Below are 15,495 nucleotides of genomic sequence, written 5' to 3'. Positions count from 1 at the left end.
AAAAAGGCGATTGGTATTCGGCGGTTTACGGCCGGGCGCTTTCGCGCCAGGCCCCTTTAGATCTTGTTAAACAGACCCAGCTGACTGATTTTGCTGAACGCCAGTTGCGCGGCCTGCAACATGGTTTGCTGCAGCGTCAGACGGGTCATGACCGCCGCCGGGTCAGAGTCGCGGATAGCCGACTGGCTGGCCGTGTTCGCAAGGCTCAGACTCTGGTTGGTTGCCGTCTGATCATCCAGGGCCTGACCACGCACGCCCACGGCAGTGATGGCGGAACCCAGCTGCGCCTGCGCAGTGTCCAGGTTACCAATGCCCGACGCGACAGCTGCCTGCATTTTTTGCAAGGCCACTGCGTTGTTATCTGCCGGGGTATTCAACGCCGTACGCAACTGGCTCAGGGTGTCCAGAACGTTCTGGGTCTGGTGATCATTGGGCTGGACAACAAACTGATCGCCGGCAGCCGGAGTACCGGCGAGCGTGAAAGTGACCCCGGCCGCTGTCGCCGTAGCGCCCGCCATGACGCCCGAGGAAACCGGTTTGCTGGTAGCCGTGATCGGTGATGCATACAGATCGTAAGCGGTGGCGCTGGTGAACTTGAGGATCGCCCCACCCGTCGGGAAGGTGCTGTTATAGGCGGTCGAGTTGGTCTGGGTGGCACCGGAGATCACTGCCACGGACGGGTTGCCCGGGCTGCGCGAAGTGTTGATAGTGTCCGGCTTGACCGCCAACTGGAAGCTATGGCCGGCAATGACTGCGTCCGGAACGGTATCGCCAGGCTTCAGATTGATGTTCAGCGTCAGGTCCACACCGCGGAAACTGACCGTCTGGTTAGACGCATCTTTATTGCTGATCACACCATTCTGGCTGGCCTCGGCGGTGACATCGGTACCCAGCGCATCAGTGATCTTCAGCTGTGTGCTGCTGACAAAGCTCACGGTGTAAGGCTGACCTGCGGCGAATTTGGAATCGAACGTTGCGCTATTGCTGATCTGACCGTCGGACAGCGTTACGCGACCGTCATCCACCGCAGGTGCGGTCATGGTGGTCAGAGAGCGAGTGGTGTTGGCCGCCTTCTGGAAGGCATCCCAACCGGTGATGTTGCTGGCAACCGACATGGAGTCGCCTATGGCCAGGCTCACATCGGACTGATCACCATTGTAGCTGTAGGTGCCATCGGAGTTTGCAGTGTACGGAGGCGTGCTGGTTTTGGAGCCGCCGAACAGGTAGTTGCCATTGGCGTCCTGACTGTTCATGAGACCCAACACCTGGTCCTGGATCTGCCCCAACTCCTGGGCCGCAGCCCCACGATCGGCATCAGTCTGCGTGCCGTTGCTGGCACCCAACGTCAGCTCCTTGGCCCGCTGCAAGGCGGTACCAATGGCGCTCAAGGCGGTTTCGGCCTGACTGTACGAACCCTTGAGGTTGCTGATGTTGCCGGCGTACTGATCCAGCATCGAACTCTGTTGCCCAAGCTGAATCAAACGCGCAGCACCAATCGGATCATCAGCTGCGGTGTTGACCTTGGTCAGACTGCTCGCTTCGGCGCTGGTCTGCAGTGCGTTGCTGTAGTTACGCTGATAGTTGGCAGCGGTCGTTTCGTAATACTGGGCGGTAGAAATGCGCATGAATTACGACTCCTTAAAGACTGTTGATCAGCGTGCTGAAGGTTTCCTGCGCTGCCTTGATGATCTGCGACGAGGCTGTGTAGTACTGCTGGTATTTCACCAGGTTGCCGGACTCTTCATCGAGGTTGACACCTGACAGGGCATCGCGCGCGCTCTTGGCGCCGGTCAGAATCACCGAGGCGGCGTCGCCGTCAGACTTGGCCTGAGCAGCCTGGGCACCGACATTGGAAATCAGTTTGCCGTAAGCATCCGAGATGCTGACGCCTTTGCTCGCCGAGCCGGTTTCCACCGTCTGCTTGCTCTGCAAGCCGACCAGCGCGGTCCCGTTGCGGTTGTCCGAAGAGTTGGCACCGGTCAACGAAATACTGAAGCTTTCACCCGAAGCAGGCGAACCACTGACGGTGGTTTGAATCGAGAACGTCTTCTGTACGCCCGCGCCGTCCAGGATCGGGGCACCCGTGCCATCGACCATATTCACTTGCAGGTTCAGGGTATTGCTTTGACCGGGAACGATGCTGCCCGTCCCCATGCTGACGCCCTTGGCATCGTAAAGCTTATAACCCTGGGTCCCGGCAGCCGCGGGGTCGAACACCACTTTGACCGGTGTCGAATACTGGAGCCCGGTTTGCAGGTCGGCATTGGCCGCCGGGTTGTAGATATCCAGGGTACTGGTCAACGTTGGCTGGCTGTAGGTGCCTTTGTTGTTGGCACTGGCGACACCGCTCAGAGGTGCGGCCGCGGCGAGCGTTTTCGGATCGGTGATCACGGTCTGGATATCACTGGCACCGCTGCGGGTCGGCGTCACCTTGAAGGTGTCGCCGGCGCTCATCGCGCCGCCATTGAGCGTCATGCTGAAGCCGTCAATCACCGGAGCCGGTGTGGTGGTGGTGCTGAAGGCTCCCATGTTGGTGCCGTCGGAGCGCGTAACGCTGTAGTTCGTGGCGCTGCTGAAAGTCACCTGATAATCGTTGGTGGTCAGCTTGCCCGTGTCATTGATGGTGACATTGAGGTTACCGGAACCGGCGCTGTTACCTGCCTGGGCAATGCTGCGCTGCGAGATCAACGTGGCACTGTTGATGTTGCTGAAGATCGCCGAACCGAAGTTACCGTTCCTGTCGATGCCCTGGGCCTGCTGCTGGTTCATCTGATCGGCGACAACCAGTGCCACTCGCCCCAGCTCGTTCATTGCCGGGTTGAGCACTTCGCTGCGATAACTCAGCAAGCCACCCATCTGCCCGGTCGTCACCACCGACGTAATATCGATGACGCTCGAACCGCGATTCAACTGGAGCGTCGACTGAGTCGGATCAGTCTTGCCCGGTACGGTTTCCAGGGTGTTAGTGGTGCTGCCCATCACCAGCGGCTGACCGCTGCCGATGTAGACATCGTAGTTGGTGCCGCGCTCGACAACCTGGGCACCAACCAGATCTGAAAGCTGGCGGACCGCCTCGTTACGCTTGTCGAGCAGGTCGCTCGGCCCACTGCTGTTACTGGTGTTGCTACCCGCTGTTTGCGAGATCTGCTGGTTGTACTGGGCGATCGAGCTCGCCAGCTTATTCACCTGGGACGCCATGTCCGACAGGTTGGAATTGATGCCGGTGTTTTGGTCGCTCAACTGCTTGGAAATCGAGTTGAAGCGATCGCTCAGGGCCTTGGCATTGGTCATCACCGATTGGCGGGACGCATCATCGCTAGGCGTGGTCGCTACAGCCTGCAGGGACGTGAAGAACTTCTGCAGTGAGCCACTGAGGCCGGTGTTGCTGTCAGACAGCAGCGTGTCAACCGGCGTGACTTGCCCCAGGTAGGACGATGCCTGGCCGTTGAGCGAAGTGCTGGTCTGCAACTGGGTGTCGAGATAGGAGCTATACACTCGACGCACGTCGGCCAGGGTCGTGCCCGTGCCGATGAAGACGTTGTTACCGTACTGAATCGAGGACTTGCTGGTCTGCACGGTTTGCTGGCGCGAATAGCCGGCCGTATCAACGTTGGCAATGTTGTTGCCGGTCACCGCCAACGACGATGAGGCCGCATTCAACCCCGACATCCCGATATTGAGCAAACTCATGATTCAGACCTTATACCTTATGCCTATAAAGGCGTCGTGGAAGAGCCCGCCGCAGCGTAGTTCTGGTAACTCTTCATCTGCTTGGCTATCTGCGAAATCTTGCTGGCGTAGCCCGGGTCGGTTGCATACCCGGCCTTTTGCAACTCGCGTACAAACTGTTCTGGGTTATCGGCCGACTTCACAACATCTTGATAGCGATTATTGGTTTGCAGCAATGTCACAAGGTCATGGAAGCTGTCCTTGTAAGAGGCGTAGGAACGGAACTCGGCCGTCTCCTTGACCATCTCGCCATTCCTGAATTCGCTGGTGATCGCCCGCGCCGAATCGCCCGTCCAACTGCTGCCGGCCTTGATGCCGAACAGGTTGTGACTGCTGCTGCCATCCTGGGCACGCATGACCGATTTACCCCAACCGGTTTCCAGGGCTGCCTGGGCCACCAGATAACGCGGGTCGACGCCAATGCGGTCGGCGGCTTCCTTGGCCATCGGCATCATCGTATTGACGAATTCGTCGGCAGAGCTGAAGGCTTTCTTCGCCGGCGCCAGCGGAATTTGCGCCATGGCACGACCATAAATCTGCATCCGCCCGCTCGATGCCGAATCCGTTTGCGAGGCCAGCCAATCACCATTGAACAACGGATCGGAAGCGCTCTTCGCGCCCTGAGGCAATTGAGTTTTGTTGAGCGCCGTCGAGGCGGTCGCAGCGGTCGTCGATGCCGACGGCACCAGACCGGCGAGCAAGCGATCCGCAAGTTTCGGTGGCAACGCCAGACGACGCTGATTGAGCATCGCCACGTCATTGCGGTGACCATCGAGCGATTGCTGCGGCGGATTGACCGCGCGCGACGCCCACAACGGCCGCTGACCATTAAGCCGCGACAACGGCCCATCGGTACCCACCGTACCAGCAGCCACCGGCGTTGATACTGCCGCTTTCGCCGCTTCCTGCTTGGCCGCAGACATTGCCGCCGCCTCGCCCGGTGCCAGCGGCTTGTTCTTCGACATCTGGCGCATCAGCACGTCGGCCAGACCGATACCATGACCCTGACGGGACATGGAAACCGCCAGCTGCTGGTCGTACATTTCCTGGTACTGCTTGGCCGCAGGCGTGTTGAGCGGATTGTCCTTGCCCAGTGTTTCAGTGGCCGAGCGCATGGACTTGAGCATCTCGCTGAGGAACAGCGACTCGAACTCCTGCGCCACCTTGCGCATGTTCGCATCGCTGTTCTTGTCACCGACCTTGAGCTGGTTAAGCCGGTTCAGGTCCGAGTACGAACCCGAATCGCCGCTGCTGACCAACCCGCTCTTGTGAAGATCCATGTTCGCCATATCAAATCACGATCAGGTCGGCTTGCAGTGCACCAGCCTGCTTTAACGCTTCAAGGATCGCCATCAAGTCACCCGGCGCCGCGCCAACCTGATTCACCGCACGGACAATCTCGTCCAGCGTGGTGCCAGGGCCAAACTTGAACATCGGCTTGGCTTCTTGCTGAGCGTTGACCCGGGAACGCGGCACGACGGCCGTCTGACCGTTGGACAAAGGTCCTGGCTGACTGACGATCGGGTCTTCGGTGATGGTCACGGTCAGGCTGCCGTGAGTCACGGCGGCTGGTGAAACCTTGACGTTCTGGCCGATCACGATAGTGCCGGTCCGCGAGTTGATGATGACCTTGGCCACCGCCTGACCCGGATCGACTTCGAGGTTTTCCAGGATCGACAAGTAGTCGACGCGCTGGCTCGGATCGAGCGGCGCGGTAACGCGGATCGAACCGCCATCAATCGCCTGTGCAACACCAGGGCCGAGCATGTTGTTGATCTTGTCGACGACGCGCTTGGCGGTGGTGAAGTCGGAGCGATTGAGGTTCAGGGTCAGGCTGTTGCCCTGATTGAAACCGCTCGGCACCGAACGCTCGACCGAAGCACCACCCGGGATGCGACCGGCCGACGGAACGTTGACGGTGATCTTCGAACCGTCGCGACCTTCAGCATCAAAACCACCGACCACCAGGTTGCCCTGGGCGATCGCATAGACGTTACCGTCGATACCCTTGAGCGGCGTCAGCAGCAAGGTGCCGCCACGCAGGCTCTTGGAGTTACCGATCGAGGACACGGTGATGTCGACCTGCTGACCCGGCTTGGCGAACGCCGGCAAGTCGGCACTGACCGAGACCGCCGCGACGTTCTTCAACTGCACGTTGCCGGAGCCGGCCGGCACCTTGATGCCGAACTGCGAGAGCATGTTGTTGAAGGTCTGCAGGGTGAACGGGGTTTGCGTGGTCTGGTCACCCGTACCGTTAAGCCCGACGACCAGGCCGTAGCCGATCAATTGGTTGGAACGCACGCCCGAAATACTGGCGATGTCCTTCAACCGCTCGGCCTGAACGCCGAGGGAGGTTGACAGCAATAACATGGCCGCCATCAGGTGCTTGAAATTAAACATGAGTCGTTTCATCACCTAGAAAGGGAACAACGGGCTTAAGAAGAAACGGTCGAACCAGCCTGGCTGACTCGCGTCGGCAAACGAACCGGTGCCCGAATAGGTGATGCGCGCATCAGCGATACGAGTCGACGACACCGTGTTATCGGTAGCGATATCGTCCGCCCGGACCAGTCCGGCAATGCGCACCAGCTCATCACCGGTGTTGAGGGTCATCCACTTCTCGCCACGCACGGCAATGATGCCGTTAGGCAGCACGTCAGCAACGGTGACGGTGATCGAACCGGTCAGGCTGTTGCCCTGCCCTGCCTTGCTGTCACCCTTGGTTGCGCGGTCACCGCTGTAATTGGCACCCAGACTCAGAGGACTATTGGTGGCCGGGCTGCCACCGAACAACGAGGTCAGACCGAGTCCGGTCTTACTGGTTTTGTCCACCTGGGAGTTGGCGTTTTTACTGGCTTGGGTCTTCTCGTTCAGGGTGATGGTGATGATGTCACCGACCCGGAATGCCTTGCGGTCGCCGTACAGGTTCTGCTCGAAACCGGCCTGATAGATCGAGCCGTTGTTTGCCGCTGCCGGCAGCGGTGTACGAGGCAACACGGGCGCGTAGTACGGGTCATTGGGCTTCGGCGTCGGGCCGACACAGCCCGCGAGCACGGCGATCCCACTCAGTGCGAGAACAGATACAAAGCGATTCATGACCCTACCTCACGGTGTTGCAGGCAGCTTCACGCCACCTCATAGACTTGATTACAGATTCTGCGTTACGAACGAGAGCATCTGGTCGGCGGTGGAAATCACCTTGGAGTTCATCTCGTAAGCGCGTTGAGTGGTGATCATGTTGACCATCTCTTCAACGGTGCTGACGTTGGACGTTTCCAGGGTGTTCTGCAGCGTGGTACCAAAACCGTTCAGGCCCGGAGTACCGATTTGCGGCGCACCACTGGCGGCGGTTTCCTGGAACAGGTTGTTACCCATGGCTTGCAGACCGGCTGGGTTGATGAAGTCGGCGGTTTGCAGGTTGCCGATTACCTGCGCAGCAGCGGCGCCTGGAATGGTGATCGATACTGTGCCGTCACGACCGACCGTGAAAGTCTGTGCGTTGTTCGGAATGACGATGGCCGGCTCCAGGGCAAAGCCGCTGGCGTTGACGATCTGGCCATTGGAGTCCAGGTGGAATGTACCGTCACGGGTGTAAGCGGTAGTGCCATCCGGCTGCAGGATCTGGAAGAAACCGCGACCGTCGACCGCCATGTCCAGCGGTTGGTCGGTAGTTTGCAGGCTGCCGGCGGTGAAGTTTTTCTGAGTGCCGACAATACGCACACCGGTACCCAATTGCAGACCCGACGGCAGCGCGCTGTCCTGGGTCGACTGGGCGCCTGGCTGACGCTTGATCTGGTACAACAAGTCCTGGAACTCGGCACGGTCACGCTTGAAACCCGTGGTCGATACGTTTGCCAGGTTGTTGGAAATAGTCGTCAGGTTGGTGTCCTGGGCGGACAGACCTGTTTTGGCAACCCATAGAGCCGGAAGCATTCAATTCTCCTCGTGCGCCTGTTTTACGGCGCGACGTTCTGATAATTAGCTGATCTGCAAGACCCGAGCCATGGCCTGGTCGTCGTCTTTGGCGGTGTTCATCATCTTGATGTGCAGCTCGAATTGCTTGGACAAGGCCAACACCGAGGTCATCTCTTCAACGGCGTTGACGTTGCTCGATTCAAGGAAGCCCGACACCAGCTGCACGTTGGCATCGACCGGTGCCGGCTTGCCGTCTGCGGTGTTGATCGAACCGTCCAGCCCCTTGGTCATGTTCTTGATGTCCGGGTTGACCAGCTTGATGCGGTCGATTTCTGCGATGACGCGCGGACCTTCACCCATTGACCGAATGCTGATGGTGCCGTCCTGACCGACTTCGATTTTCTGCTCGGGCGGCACGGCAATCGGGCCACCGTTGCCCATGACCGGCATGCCGTTGCCGGCGCGCAGCACGCCCAAGGCGTCGACATTCAGGCTGCCGGTGCGCACATAGCTTTCACCACCGTTCGGATTCTGTACGGCAATCCAGCCGTTGCCCTGAACCGCTACATCGAGGTCGCGACCGGTTTCAATCATCGCGCCAGGAGAGAAGTCGGTGGCCGGACGTTCGGACAGGGCAAACGCTCGCGCCGGAAAGCTGTCGCCAAACACCGGCATCGACCGCGCCTGCTCCAGGTCTTTCTGAAAACCGTTGGTGGAGATGTTCGCCAGGTTGTTGGCATGAGCCTTTTGCGCCAGTGCGTTCTGGCTGGCGCCGGTCATTGCCACATAAAGGTACTTGTCCACAGTCTTTCCTCTGCATGTCGGACGTTTGCCGCCCACCGCTGTACTGCTGAGCCTCAAGCAATTTGCAGACCAACTTTCACGCAGGGGTTCGAAGCCCTCTAAACAAAGGACTTGAGAGGAATTGGAGGAGAATGGGCAATGGCATCAAAGACGAAAAACCGGCGCGGTTATGCCGCTTACGGCAAGTGTCGGCCTGAACAGGTCAACACGTACCTTGTGGCGAGGGGGCTTGCCCCCGTTCGGCCGCGAAGCGGTCGCAATGCCATCCCTTGATGTATGTCAGTTGAAACCCGATTGTAACTATCAGGGCTGCTTCGCACCCCAGCGGGGGCAAGCCCCCTCGCCACAAGGTTATGCGCCAGCCACAATAGCCCGCCCGCCACAGGTTATGCGCCCGGCTCTTTACCGACTTCGTATTCACGCAGTTTGTTGGCGATGGTGGTATGAGAAACCCCGAGGCGTTTACCCAGCAGGCGACTGCTCGGGTACTCGGAATACAGCCGCTCCAGCACCGCCTTTTCGAAACGCCCGACAATCTCGTCCAGCCCGCCTTCCAGCGAGAAATCCCCCAGAGGCTGGCGCACGCCGTAATCCGGCAGGCGAATATGCTCCGCCTTGACCGTGCCGCCGTCACACAGCGAAACCGCCTGAAACAGCACGTTCTCCAACTGCCGGACATTGCCCGGCCAGTGGTAATGACTGAGCCGCTCCATCGCCGCCGGTGCCAGCTTCGGTAGTGGACAACCAATCTGCCGACTGGCCTGATCAAGGAAGTGCTCGACCAGCGGCGTCAGACCGTCGAGGCATTCACGCAGCGGCGGGATGTGCAGCGAAAGCACATTCAATCGATGGTAAAGATCCTGACGGAATTCACCGCTGGCACACAGTTCAGACAAATCGACCTGGGTGGCGCAAATCACCCGCACATCCAGGTAAACCTCTTCATCGCTGCCGACCCGGCGGAAGCAACCGTCCTGTAAAAACCGCAGCAGTTTCACCTGCAAGCGCGGGCTCATTTCCCCGACACCATCGAGAAACAACGTACCGCCCGCCGTCAACTCCAGCAGCCCGAGCTTGCCTTCGGCCCGCGCCCCTTCGAACGCCCCTGGGCCATAACCGAACAACTCGGTCTCGGCCATCGACTCCGGCAACCCGGCACAGTTGAGCGCCATCAACGGCGACTGCCCACGCGGGCTGGCCAGATGGCAGGCCCGCGCCAACAGCTCCTTACCGGTGCCGGTCTCGCCCTCGATCAGCAGCGGCGCATCCAGTGGCGCCATGCGCCGTGCTTCACGAACCACCGCGGCCATGACCTTCGAACTCTGGAAAATACTGTCGAAACCGCGCAACTCCTGTTTACGCACGTTATAGATGCGTTCACCGACCCGGTCCGCCCGGTGCAGCGTCAGCACCGCACCAGCCATGGCCTCGCTGTCGTCATGTTCCGATTGCAACGGCGCGATATCGGCCAGGAACACATCACCCTTGACCTTGACCCGCAAGCCATTGATCCGCGATTTATTGGCGCGCACCAGCTCCGGCAGATCGAAGTCCTCGGCATACCGCGACAAGGGAATACCCGGCACCTCGTCCACCCGCACACCGAGCAATTGCGCGGCGGCACGGTTAGCCGCGACGATCGAGCCGCCCATGTCGATCGACAACACCGGAAACTCCAGCGCGCCGAGCAAGGCATTCAACTCCATGTGCCGACGCTCGCTGGGCATCAGCCCTACGCGCTTGACGCCGAACACACCGGCGATTGCCTCGAACTTCGGACGCAATGCCTGGAACTGAATATTGATCAGGTTCGGGCAATGCAGATAGATCGCGTTGCCATGCTCGCCCCCGACCTCACCCCGGGCGACGTTGATCCCGTACTCCACCAGCAAGTTGAGAATGTCGCGCAGGATACCGATGCGGTTCTGGCAGTGGACTTTGATACGCATATAAAGGCCTGAACGATGGTAAATGAGGCGCATGGCGAGGATTTTTCTGCCAAGGCGCGAAGTTTGTTGTCAAGATTATGTGACAGCCCAGGGCCTTTTAAAACCCGAAAATCTCAATACCTACGCGACAGCCGCCCATCCGTAACGAATACTTTACGAAAATCAGGGAATTCTCCTACGCGCAACGCTCAAACCCTGCTGCAAGGTCGCACACTTCGGGTTATCTCTAGGTCCATAGGCAACAGACATAACAAGAACGTATCCCTTTGCAGGAGAGCAGCATGAAGCAGACGCAATACGTGGCCCGCGAGCCCGATGCGCAAGGTTTTATCCACTACACCGCTGAAGAACACGCGGTGTGGAACACGCTGATCACTCGCCAGCTGAAAGTGCTCGAGGGTCGTGCATGCCAGGAATACATGGACGGCATCGAAAAACTCGGCCTGCCCCATGACCGCATTCCGCAACTCGACGAAATCAACAAAGTCCTCGGCGAGACCACCGGCTGGCAAGTCGCCCGCGTACCGGCGCTGATTCCATTCCAGACCTTCTTTGAATTACTGGCCAGCAAGCAGTTTCCGGTCGCGACCTTTATTCGTACTCGCGAAGAACTGGATTACCTGCAAGAACCGGACATTTTCCACGAGATCTTTGGGCACTGTCCGCTGCTGACCAACCCCTGGTTCGCCGAATTCACCCACACCTACGGCAAACTCGGCCTACAGGCTTCCAAGGAAGAACGCGTTTATCTGGCGCGCCTGTACTGGATGACCATCGAGTTTGGCCTGGTCGACACCCCGCAAGGCAAACGCATCTACGGCGGCGGCATCCTCTCCTCGCCGAAAGAAACCGTGTACAGCCTGTCCGGCGAACCGGAGCATCAAGCCTTTAACCCGCTGGAAGCGATGCGCACGCCATATCGCATCGACATCCTGCAACCGCTGTACTTTGTCCTGCCCAATCTCAAGCGTCTGTTCGATCTCGCCCACGAGGACATCATGGGCATGGTCCAGCAAGGCATGCAGCTGGGTCTGCACGCACCGAAGTTTCCGCCTAAGCCCAAGGCGGCCTGAGAGCGCCGCAGTCGCGGCGCCCCTCAAAAAATAGTAACGTCTAACAAGAACCGAATTCAGGAATACACCATGAACGCTCTGAACCAAGCCCATTGCGAAGCCTGCCGTGCCGATGCCCCACAAGTCAGCGACGAAGAACTGCCGGTACTGATCAAGCAGATCCCTGACTGGAACATCGAAGTTCGCGATGGCGTGATGCAGCTGGAAAAAGTCTTCCTGTTCAAGAATTTCAAATTCGCCCTGGCCTTTACCAATGCCGTGGGTGAAATCTCCGAGGCCGAAGGCCACCACCCAGGCCTGCTCACCGAATGGGGCAAAGTCACCGTGACCTGGTGGAGCCACTCGATCAAAGGCCTGCACCGCAACGACTTCATCATGGCCGCGCGCACTGACGAAGTGGCCAAAGACGCCGAGGGCCGCAAATAATGCATTTCGACGCCATCGGCCGAGTACCCGGCGACCCGATTCTCGGCCTGATGGAGGCCTATGCGCAGGACAACAATCCGTGCAAGTTCGACCTTGGCGTGGGCGTCTACAAGGATGCCCAGGGCCTGACCCCGATTCCGCAGTCGGTGAAACTCGCCGAACTGCGCCTGGTGGATCGTCAGACCACCAAGACCTACATCGGCGGTCATGGTGACGCGGCATTCGGCAAAGTAATCAATGAGCTGGTGCTCGGCGCCGATTCCGCGCTGATCGCCGAACAGCGAGCCGGCGCGACCCAAACCCCGGGTGGCACCGGCGCCTTGCGCTTGAGCGCCGACTTCATTGCACACTGCCTGCCGGGGCGTGGCATCTGGCTGAGCAACCCGACGTGGCCGATTCACGAAACCATCTACGCCACGGCCGGCCTCAAGGTCAGCCACTATCCGTACGTGGGCAGCGACAATCGCCTCGATGTCGAAGCGATGCTGGCGACCCTGAACCTGATTCCCAAGGGCGATGTGGTGCTGCTGCACGCCTGCTGCCACAACCCGACCGGTTTCGACCTGTCTCACGATGACTGGCGCCGAGTGCTGGAGGTGGTTCGCAGCCGCGAACTGCTGCCACTGATCGACTTCGCTTATCAGGGTTTTGGCGATGGTCTGGAGCAGGACGCCTGGGCCGTGCGGTTGTTTGCCGCTGAACTACCTGAGTTGCTGATCACCAGTTCCTGCTCGAAAAACTTCGGCCTGTACCGCGACCGCACTGGCGCGTTGATCGTCTGCGCGAAGGATGCCGAAAAGCTTGTGGATATCCGCAGCCAATTGGCCAACATCGCCCGCAACCTGTGGTCGACACCACCGGATCACGGCGCCGCCGTGGTGGCAACCATCCTTGGCGACCCGGAGCTGAAACAACTGTGGGCCGATGAAGTGGAAGCCATGCGTTTGCGCATCGCGCAGTTGCGCTCGGGCCTAGTGGAAGCGCTGGAGCCACACGGCTTGGGCGAACGCTTCGCGCATATCGGTGTGCAACGCGGGATGTTTTCCTACACCGGTTTGACGCCGGCGCAGGTGAAAAGCCTGCGCGACCACCACAGCGTGTACATGGTCAGCTCCGGGCGCGCCAACGTCGCCGGGATTGATGCCACACGTCTGGATTTGCTGGCGCAAGCTATCGCCGACGTCTGCAAGTAACCCTTCTCCTGATCGTTCCCACGCTCTGCGTGGGAATGCCTCAATGGACGCTCTGCGTCCGCTGTTGGGACGCGGAGCGTCCCGGGCTGCATTCCCACGCAGAGCGTGGGAACGATCTGTCGTAGACCTGTCTAGACAATCCCATCCGTCGCAACAAAGGGAGATAAAAGTCTTTCTGTCATCTCCCCTGCTGTATCCTTCCCAGGCTTTTTTAAAAGCGCGGATCTACACAGCGATTTAAAAACAGACCTTGCGAGGAGCAACCAACATGCACGAGATTCCTAATCTCCCCTTCCCAAGCCTGCACGAAACTGCGCAGACAACCCCGCAACAAGCCGGTGCCCAACAGCCCGAGCCGAAAGAAGCCACTGGCAGCCGCAAGGCCGACAGCGAAGACTGAAAAAGCACTACCCAGACCGTGTGGAAAGCGCTAACTCATGCGCTTTCCACACAGCCTGAACCAAGGACCCGCACATGAGCGACACCTTCACCGAAAGCCAGGCCAGCGTACTGATCGGCACCGCCGAAAAGATGATCGATATCTGGAACCGCCTGACACCCGAGAAGCAAGCCCTGCTACTGGCCCGTTTCGGCAACCAGGAAAACGCCCTCGCCGCACTGGTGACCACGCAACTGGTCGCACCCGCCAAATCCTGATTCCGGCCAGGCAACACAACGGCCGACACCTGACGCCAATTTCTCCCCCTCTGCGCATCCAACCACCGGTATCATAAGCAGCCTATCTATCCTGCTGTCCCGTGGACCCACTCCCATGCCAGATCCTCAGCGCCCCATGGCGGTCACGCTGCAAGTCGTTTCCATCGTCCTGTTTACCTTCATCGGCTATCTGAATATCGGCATCCCCTTGGCCGTGTTGCCAGGTTACGTGCACAGCGACCTGGGTTTTGGCGCAGTGATCGCGGGCCTGGTGATCAGCGTGCAATACCTCGCCACCCTGCTCAGCCGCCCGTACGCAGGAAGGATCATCGACAATCAGGGCAGCAAACGCGCAGTGATGTACGGCCTGGTGGGGTGCGGCTTGAGTGGGGTGTTCATGCTGCTGTCGGCCTGGACGCAGAGCTTGCCGACCTTGAGCCTGATCAGCCTGCTGATCGGTCGACTGGTGCTGGGCAGCGCCGAAAGCCTGGTCGGTTCGGGATCGATTGGCTGGGGCATCGGCCGGGTCGGTGCAGCGAATACCGCCAAGGTCATCTCCTGGAACGGCATCGCCAGTTACGGCGCACTGGCCGTTGGCGCACCGCTCGGCGTGCTGCTGGTTCATCACTTGGGGCTGTGGAGCATGGGCGTGAGCATTCTGTTGTTGGCAGCGCTGGGGCTACTGTTGGCCTGGCCGAAAACCGCGGCGCCGATCGTTGCCGGCGAACGCCTGCCGTTCATGCATGTCCTGGGACGGGTGTTGCCCCACGGCTGTGGACTGGCACTGGGCTCGATCGGCTTCGGCACCATCGCCACCTTCATCACCCTGTATTACGCCACCCGACACTGGGACAACGCCGTGCTCTGCCTGAGCCTGTTCGGCGCCTGTTTCATTGGCGCGCGCCTGCTGTTCGGCAACTTGATCAATCGCCTCGGCGGTTTTCGCGTGGCGATTGCCTGCCTGTCGGTCGAAACCCTTGGCCTGTTGCTGTTGTGGATAGCCCCGGACGCCCATTGGGCACTGGCGGGCGCGGCGTTGAGCGGGTTCGGCTTCTCGCTGGTGTTCCCGGCGCTGGGGGTGGAAGCGGTGAATCTGGTGCCCGCCTCCAGCCGTGGCGCGGCAGTCGGCGCTTACTCGCTGTTCATCGACTTGTCACTGGGGATCACCGGGCCGTTGGCGGGCGCCATCGCGGCCGGATTCGGCTTTGCCTCGATCTTCCTGTTCGCCGCCCTCGCCGCCTTGAGCGGTTTGATGCTCAGCTTCTACTTGTATCGACAGTCACCAAAGTATCGTGAAGAACGCGAAGCGCACTAGAAGTCGACTTTACCGCGCCCGGCCTTGATCGAGCCGCGCTTGGTTTTTGACTCCAGCCGACGCTTCTTCGAACCCAGGGTCGGCTTGGTCGGGCGACGTTTCTTTTCAACCTTGGTGGCACTGAGGATCAACTCGGTCAGACGCGCCAGTGCATCGGCGCGGTTGGCTTCCTGCGTGCGGTATTGCTGGGCCTTGATGATGATCACGCCGTCGCTGGTGATCCGACTGTCACGCAGCGCCAGCAAGCGTTCCTTGTAGAACTCCGGCAAGGATGACGCCGGAACATCAAAGCGCAGGTGCACCGCGCTGGAGACCTTGTTGACATTCTGCCCACCCGCGCCTTGCGCACGAATGGCGGTCAATTCGATCTCGGCATCCGGCAGATGCACGTTGTTGGAAATCACCAGCATGGAAAACAGTCCGGGGTCAGGGTG

Annotated in this window: 15 protein-coding genes; 6 read left to right on the top strand and 9 right to left on the bottom strand. The window is 59.7% G+C overall.

Annotation, left to right across the window (positions count from 1 at the left end):
* Positions 1-56: 56 nt before the first annotated feature.
* The 8 genes from BK658_RS20895 to BK658_RS20860 form a co-directional block, all read right to left on the bottom strand.
* A complete protein-coding gene (locus tag BK658_RS20895; protein ID WP_123583972.1) occupies positions 57-1,625 on the bottom strand; it encodes a flagellar hook-associated protein 3 in 1,569 nt (522 codons plus the stop codon).
* Positions 1,626-1,638: 13 nt separating this feature from the next.
* Positions 1,639-3,690, bottom strand: a complete 2,052-nt coding sequence (flgK, locus tag BK658_RS20890) for a flagellar hook-associated protein FlgK (RefSeq protein WP_123583971.1) — start codon at positions 3,688-3,690, stop codon at positions 1,639-1,641.
* Between the two features lie 23 nt (positions 3,691-3,713).
* On the bottom strand, positions 3,714-5,009 hold the full coding sequence (gene flgJ / locus BK658_RS20885; protein WP_123584123.1) for a flagellar assembly peptidoglycan hydrolase FlgJ: 1,296 nt from the start codon (positions 5,007-5,009) through the stop codon (positions 3,714-3,716).
* Between the two features lie 10 nt (positions 5,010-5,019).
* Positions 5,020-6,129: a flagellar basal body P-ring protein FlgI gene (locus BK658_RS20880; protein WP_019692404.1), complete on the bottom strand. Its 1,110-nt coding sequence runs from the start codon at positions 6,127-6,129 to the stop codon at positions 5,020-5,022.
* 15 nt (positions 6,130-6,144) lie between these two features.
* Positions 6,145-6,825, bottom strand: a complete 681-nt coding sequence (flgH, locus tag BK658_RS20875) for a flagellar basal body L-ring protein FlgH (protein ID WP_123583970.1) — start codon at positions 6,823-6,825, stop codon at positions 6,145-6,147.
* 51 nt (positions 6,826-6,876) lie between these two features.
* Positions 6,877-7,662: a flagellar basal-body rod protein FlgG gene (gene flgG / locus BK658_RS20870; protein WP_019692406.1), complete on the bottom strand. Its 786-nt coding sequence runs from the start codon at positions 7,660-7,662 to the stop codon at positions 6,877-6,879.
* 45 nt (positions 7,663-7,707) lie between these two features.
* The gene (locus BK658_RS20865; RefSeq protein ID WP_123583969.1) at positions 7,708-8,448 is read right to left on the bottom strand and encodes a flagellar basal body rod protein FlgF; all 741 of its coding nucleotides are present in this window, start codon (positions 8,446-8,448) and stop codon (positions 7,708-7,710) included.
* A 386-nt stretch (positions 8,449-8,834) separates the two neighbouring features.
* On the bottom strand, positions 8,835-10,397 hold the full coding sequence (locus BK658_RS20860; RefSeq protein WP_123584122.1) for a sigma-54-dependent transcriptional regulator: 1,563 nt from the start codon (positions 10,395-10,397) through the stop codon (positions 8,835-8,837).
* Between the two features lie 281 nt (positions 10,398-10,678).
* Here BK658_RS20860 and phhA point away from each other — a divergent pair, with 281 nt between their 5' ends.
* The 6 genes from phhA (at position 10,679) to BK658_RS20835 (ending at position 15,061) form a co-directional block, all read left to right on the top strand.
* Positions 10,679-11,470: a phenylalanine 4-monooxygenase gene (phhA, locus tag BK658_RS20855; RefSeq protein ID WP_123583968.1), complete on the top strand. Its 792-nt coding sequence runs from the start codon at positions 10,679-10,681 to the stop codon at positions 11,468-11,470.
* A 69-nt stretch (positions 11,471-11,539) separates the two neighbouring features.
* Entirely contained in the window at positions 11,540-11,896 is a 357-nt protein-coding gene (locus tag BK658_RS20850; RefSeq protein ID WP_019692410.1) for a 4a-hydroxytetrahydrobiopterin dehydratase, read from the top strand.
* A complete protein-coding gene (locus tag BK658_RS20845; RefSeq protein ID WP_123583967.1) occupies positions 11,896-13,089 on the top strand; it encodes an amino acid aminotransferase in 1,194 nt (397 codons plus the stop codon). Before BK658_RS20850 ends, BK658_RS20845 begins: the two co-directional genes overlap by 1 nt.
* A 268-nt stretch (positions 13,090-13,357) precedes the next feature.
* On the top strand, positions 13,358-13,489 hold the full coding sequence (locus BK658_RS30400; RefSeq protein ID WP_256676601.1) for a hypothetical protein: 132 nt from the start codon (positions 13,358-13,360) through the stop codon (positions 13,487-13,489).
* Positions 13,490-13,563: 74 nt separating this feature from the next.
* Positions 13,564-13,746 carry a hypothetical protein gene (locus tag BK658_RS20840; protein ID WP_123583966.1) on the top strand — a complete coding sequence of 61 codons (183 nt, stop codon included), beginning with the start codon at positions 13,564-13,566 and terminating at the stop codon, positions 13,744-13,746.
* Between the two features lie 115 nt (positions 13,747-13,861).
* Positions 13,862-15,061 carry an MFS transporter gene (locus tag BK658_RS20835; protein WP_123583965.1) on the top strand — a complete coding sequence of 400 codons (1,200 nt, stop codon included), beginning with the start codon at positions 13,862-13,864 and terminating at the stop codon, positions 15,059-15,061.
* Here BK658_RS20835 and arfB read toward each other — a convergent pair.
* Positions 15,058-15,471, bottom strand: a complete 414-nt coding sequence (arfB, locus tag BK658_RS20830) for an alternative ribosome rescue aminoacyl-tRNA hydrolase ArfB (RefSeq protein WP_123583964.1) — start codon at positions 15,469-15,471, stop codon at positions 15,058-15,060. The two genes, BK658_RS20835 and arfB, sit on opposite strands and share 4 nt — an antisense overlap.
* Between the last annotated feature and the right edge of the window lie 24 nt (positions 15,472-15,495).

Source organism: Pseudomonas brassicacearum (genome assembly GCF_003732175.1).
Taxonomy (GTDB): domain Bacteria; phylum Pseudomonadota; class Gammaproteobacteria; order Pseudomonadales; family Pseudomonadaceae; genus Aquipseudomonas; species Aquipseudomonas brassicacearum_G.
Note: the sequence above shows the minus strand (reverse complement) of the source record. Positions and strands in the feature narration are given on the sequence as shown.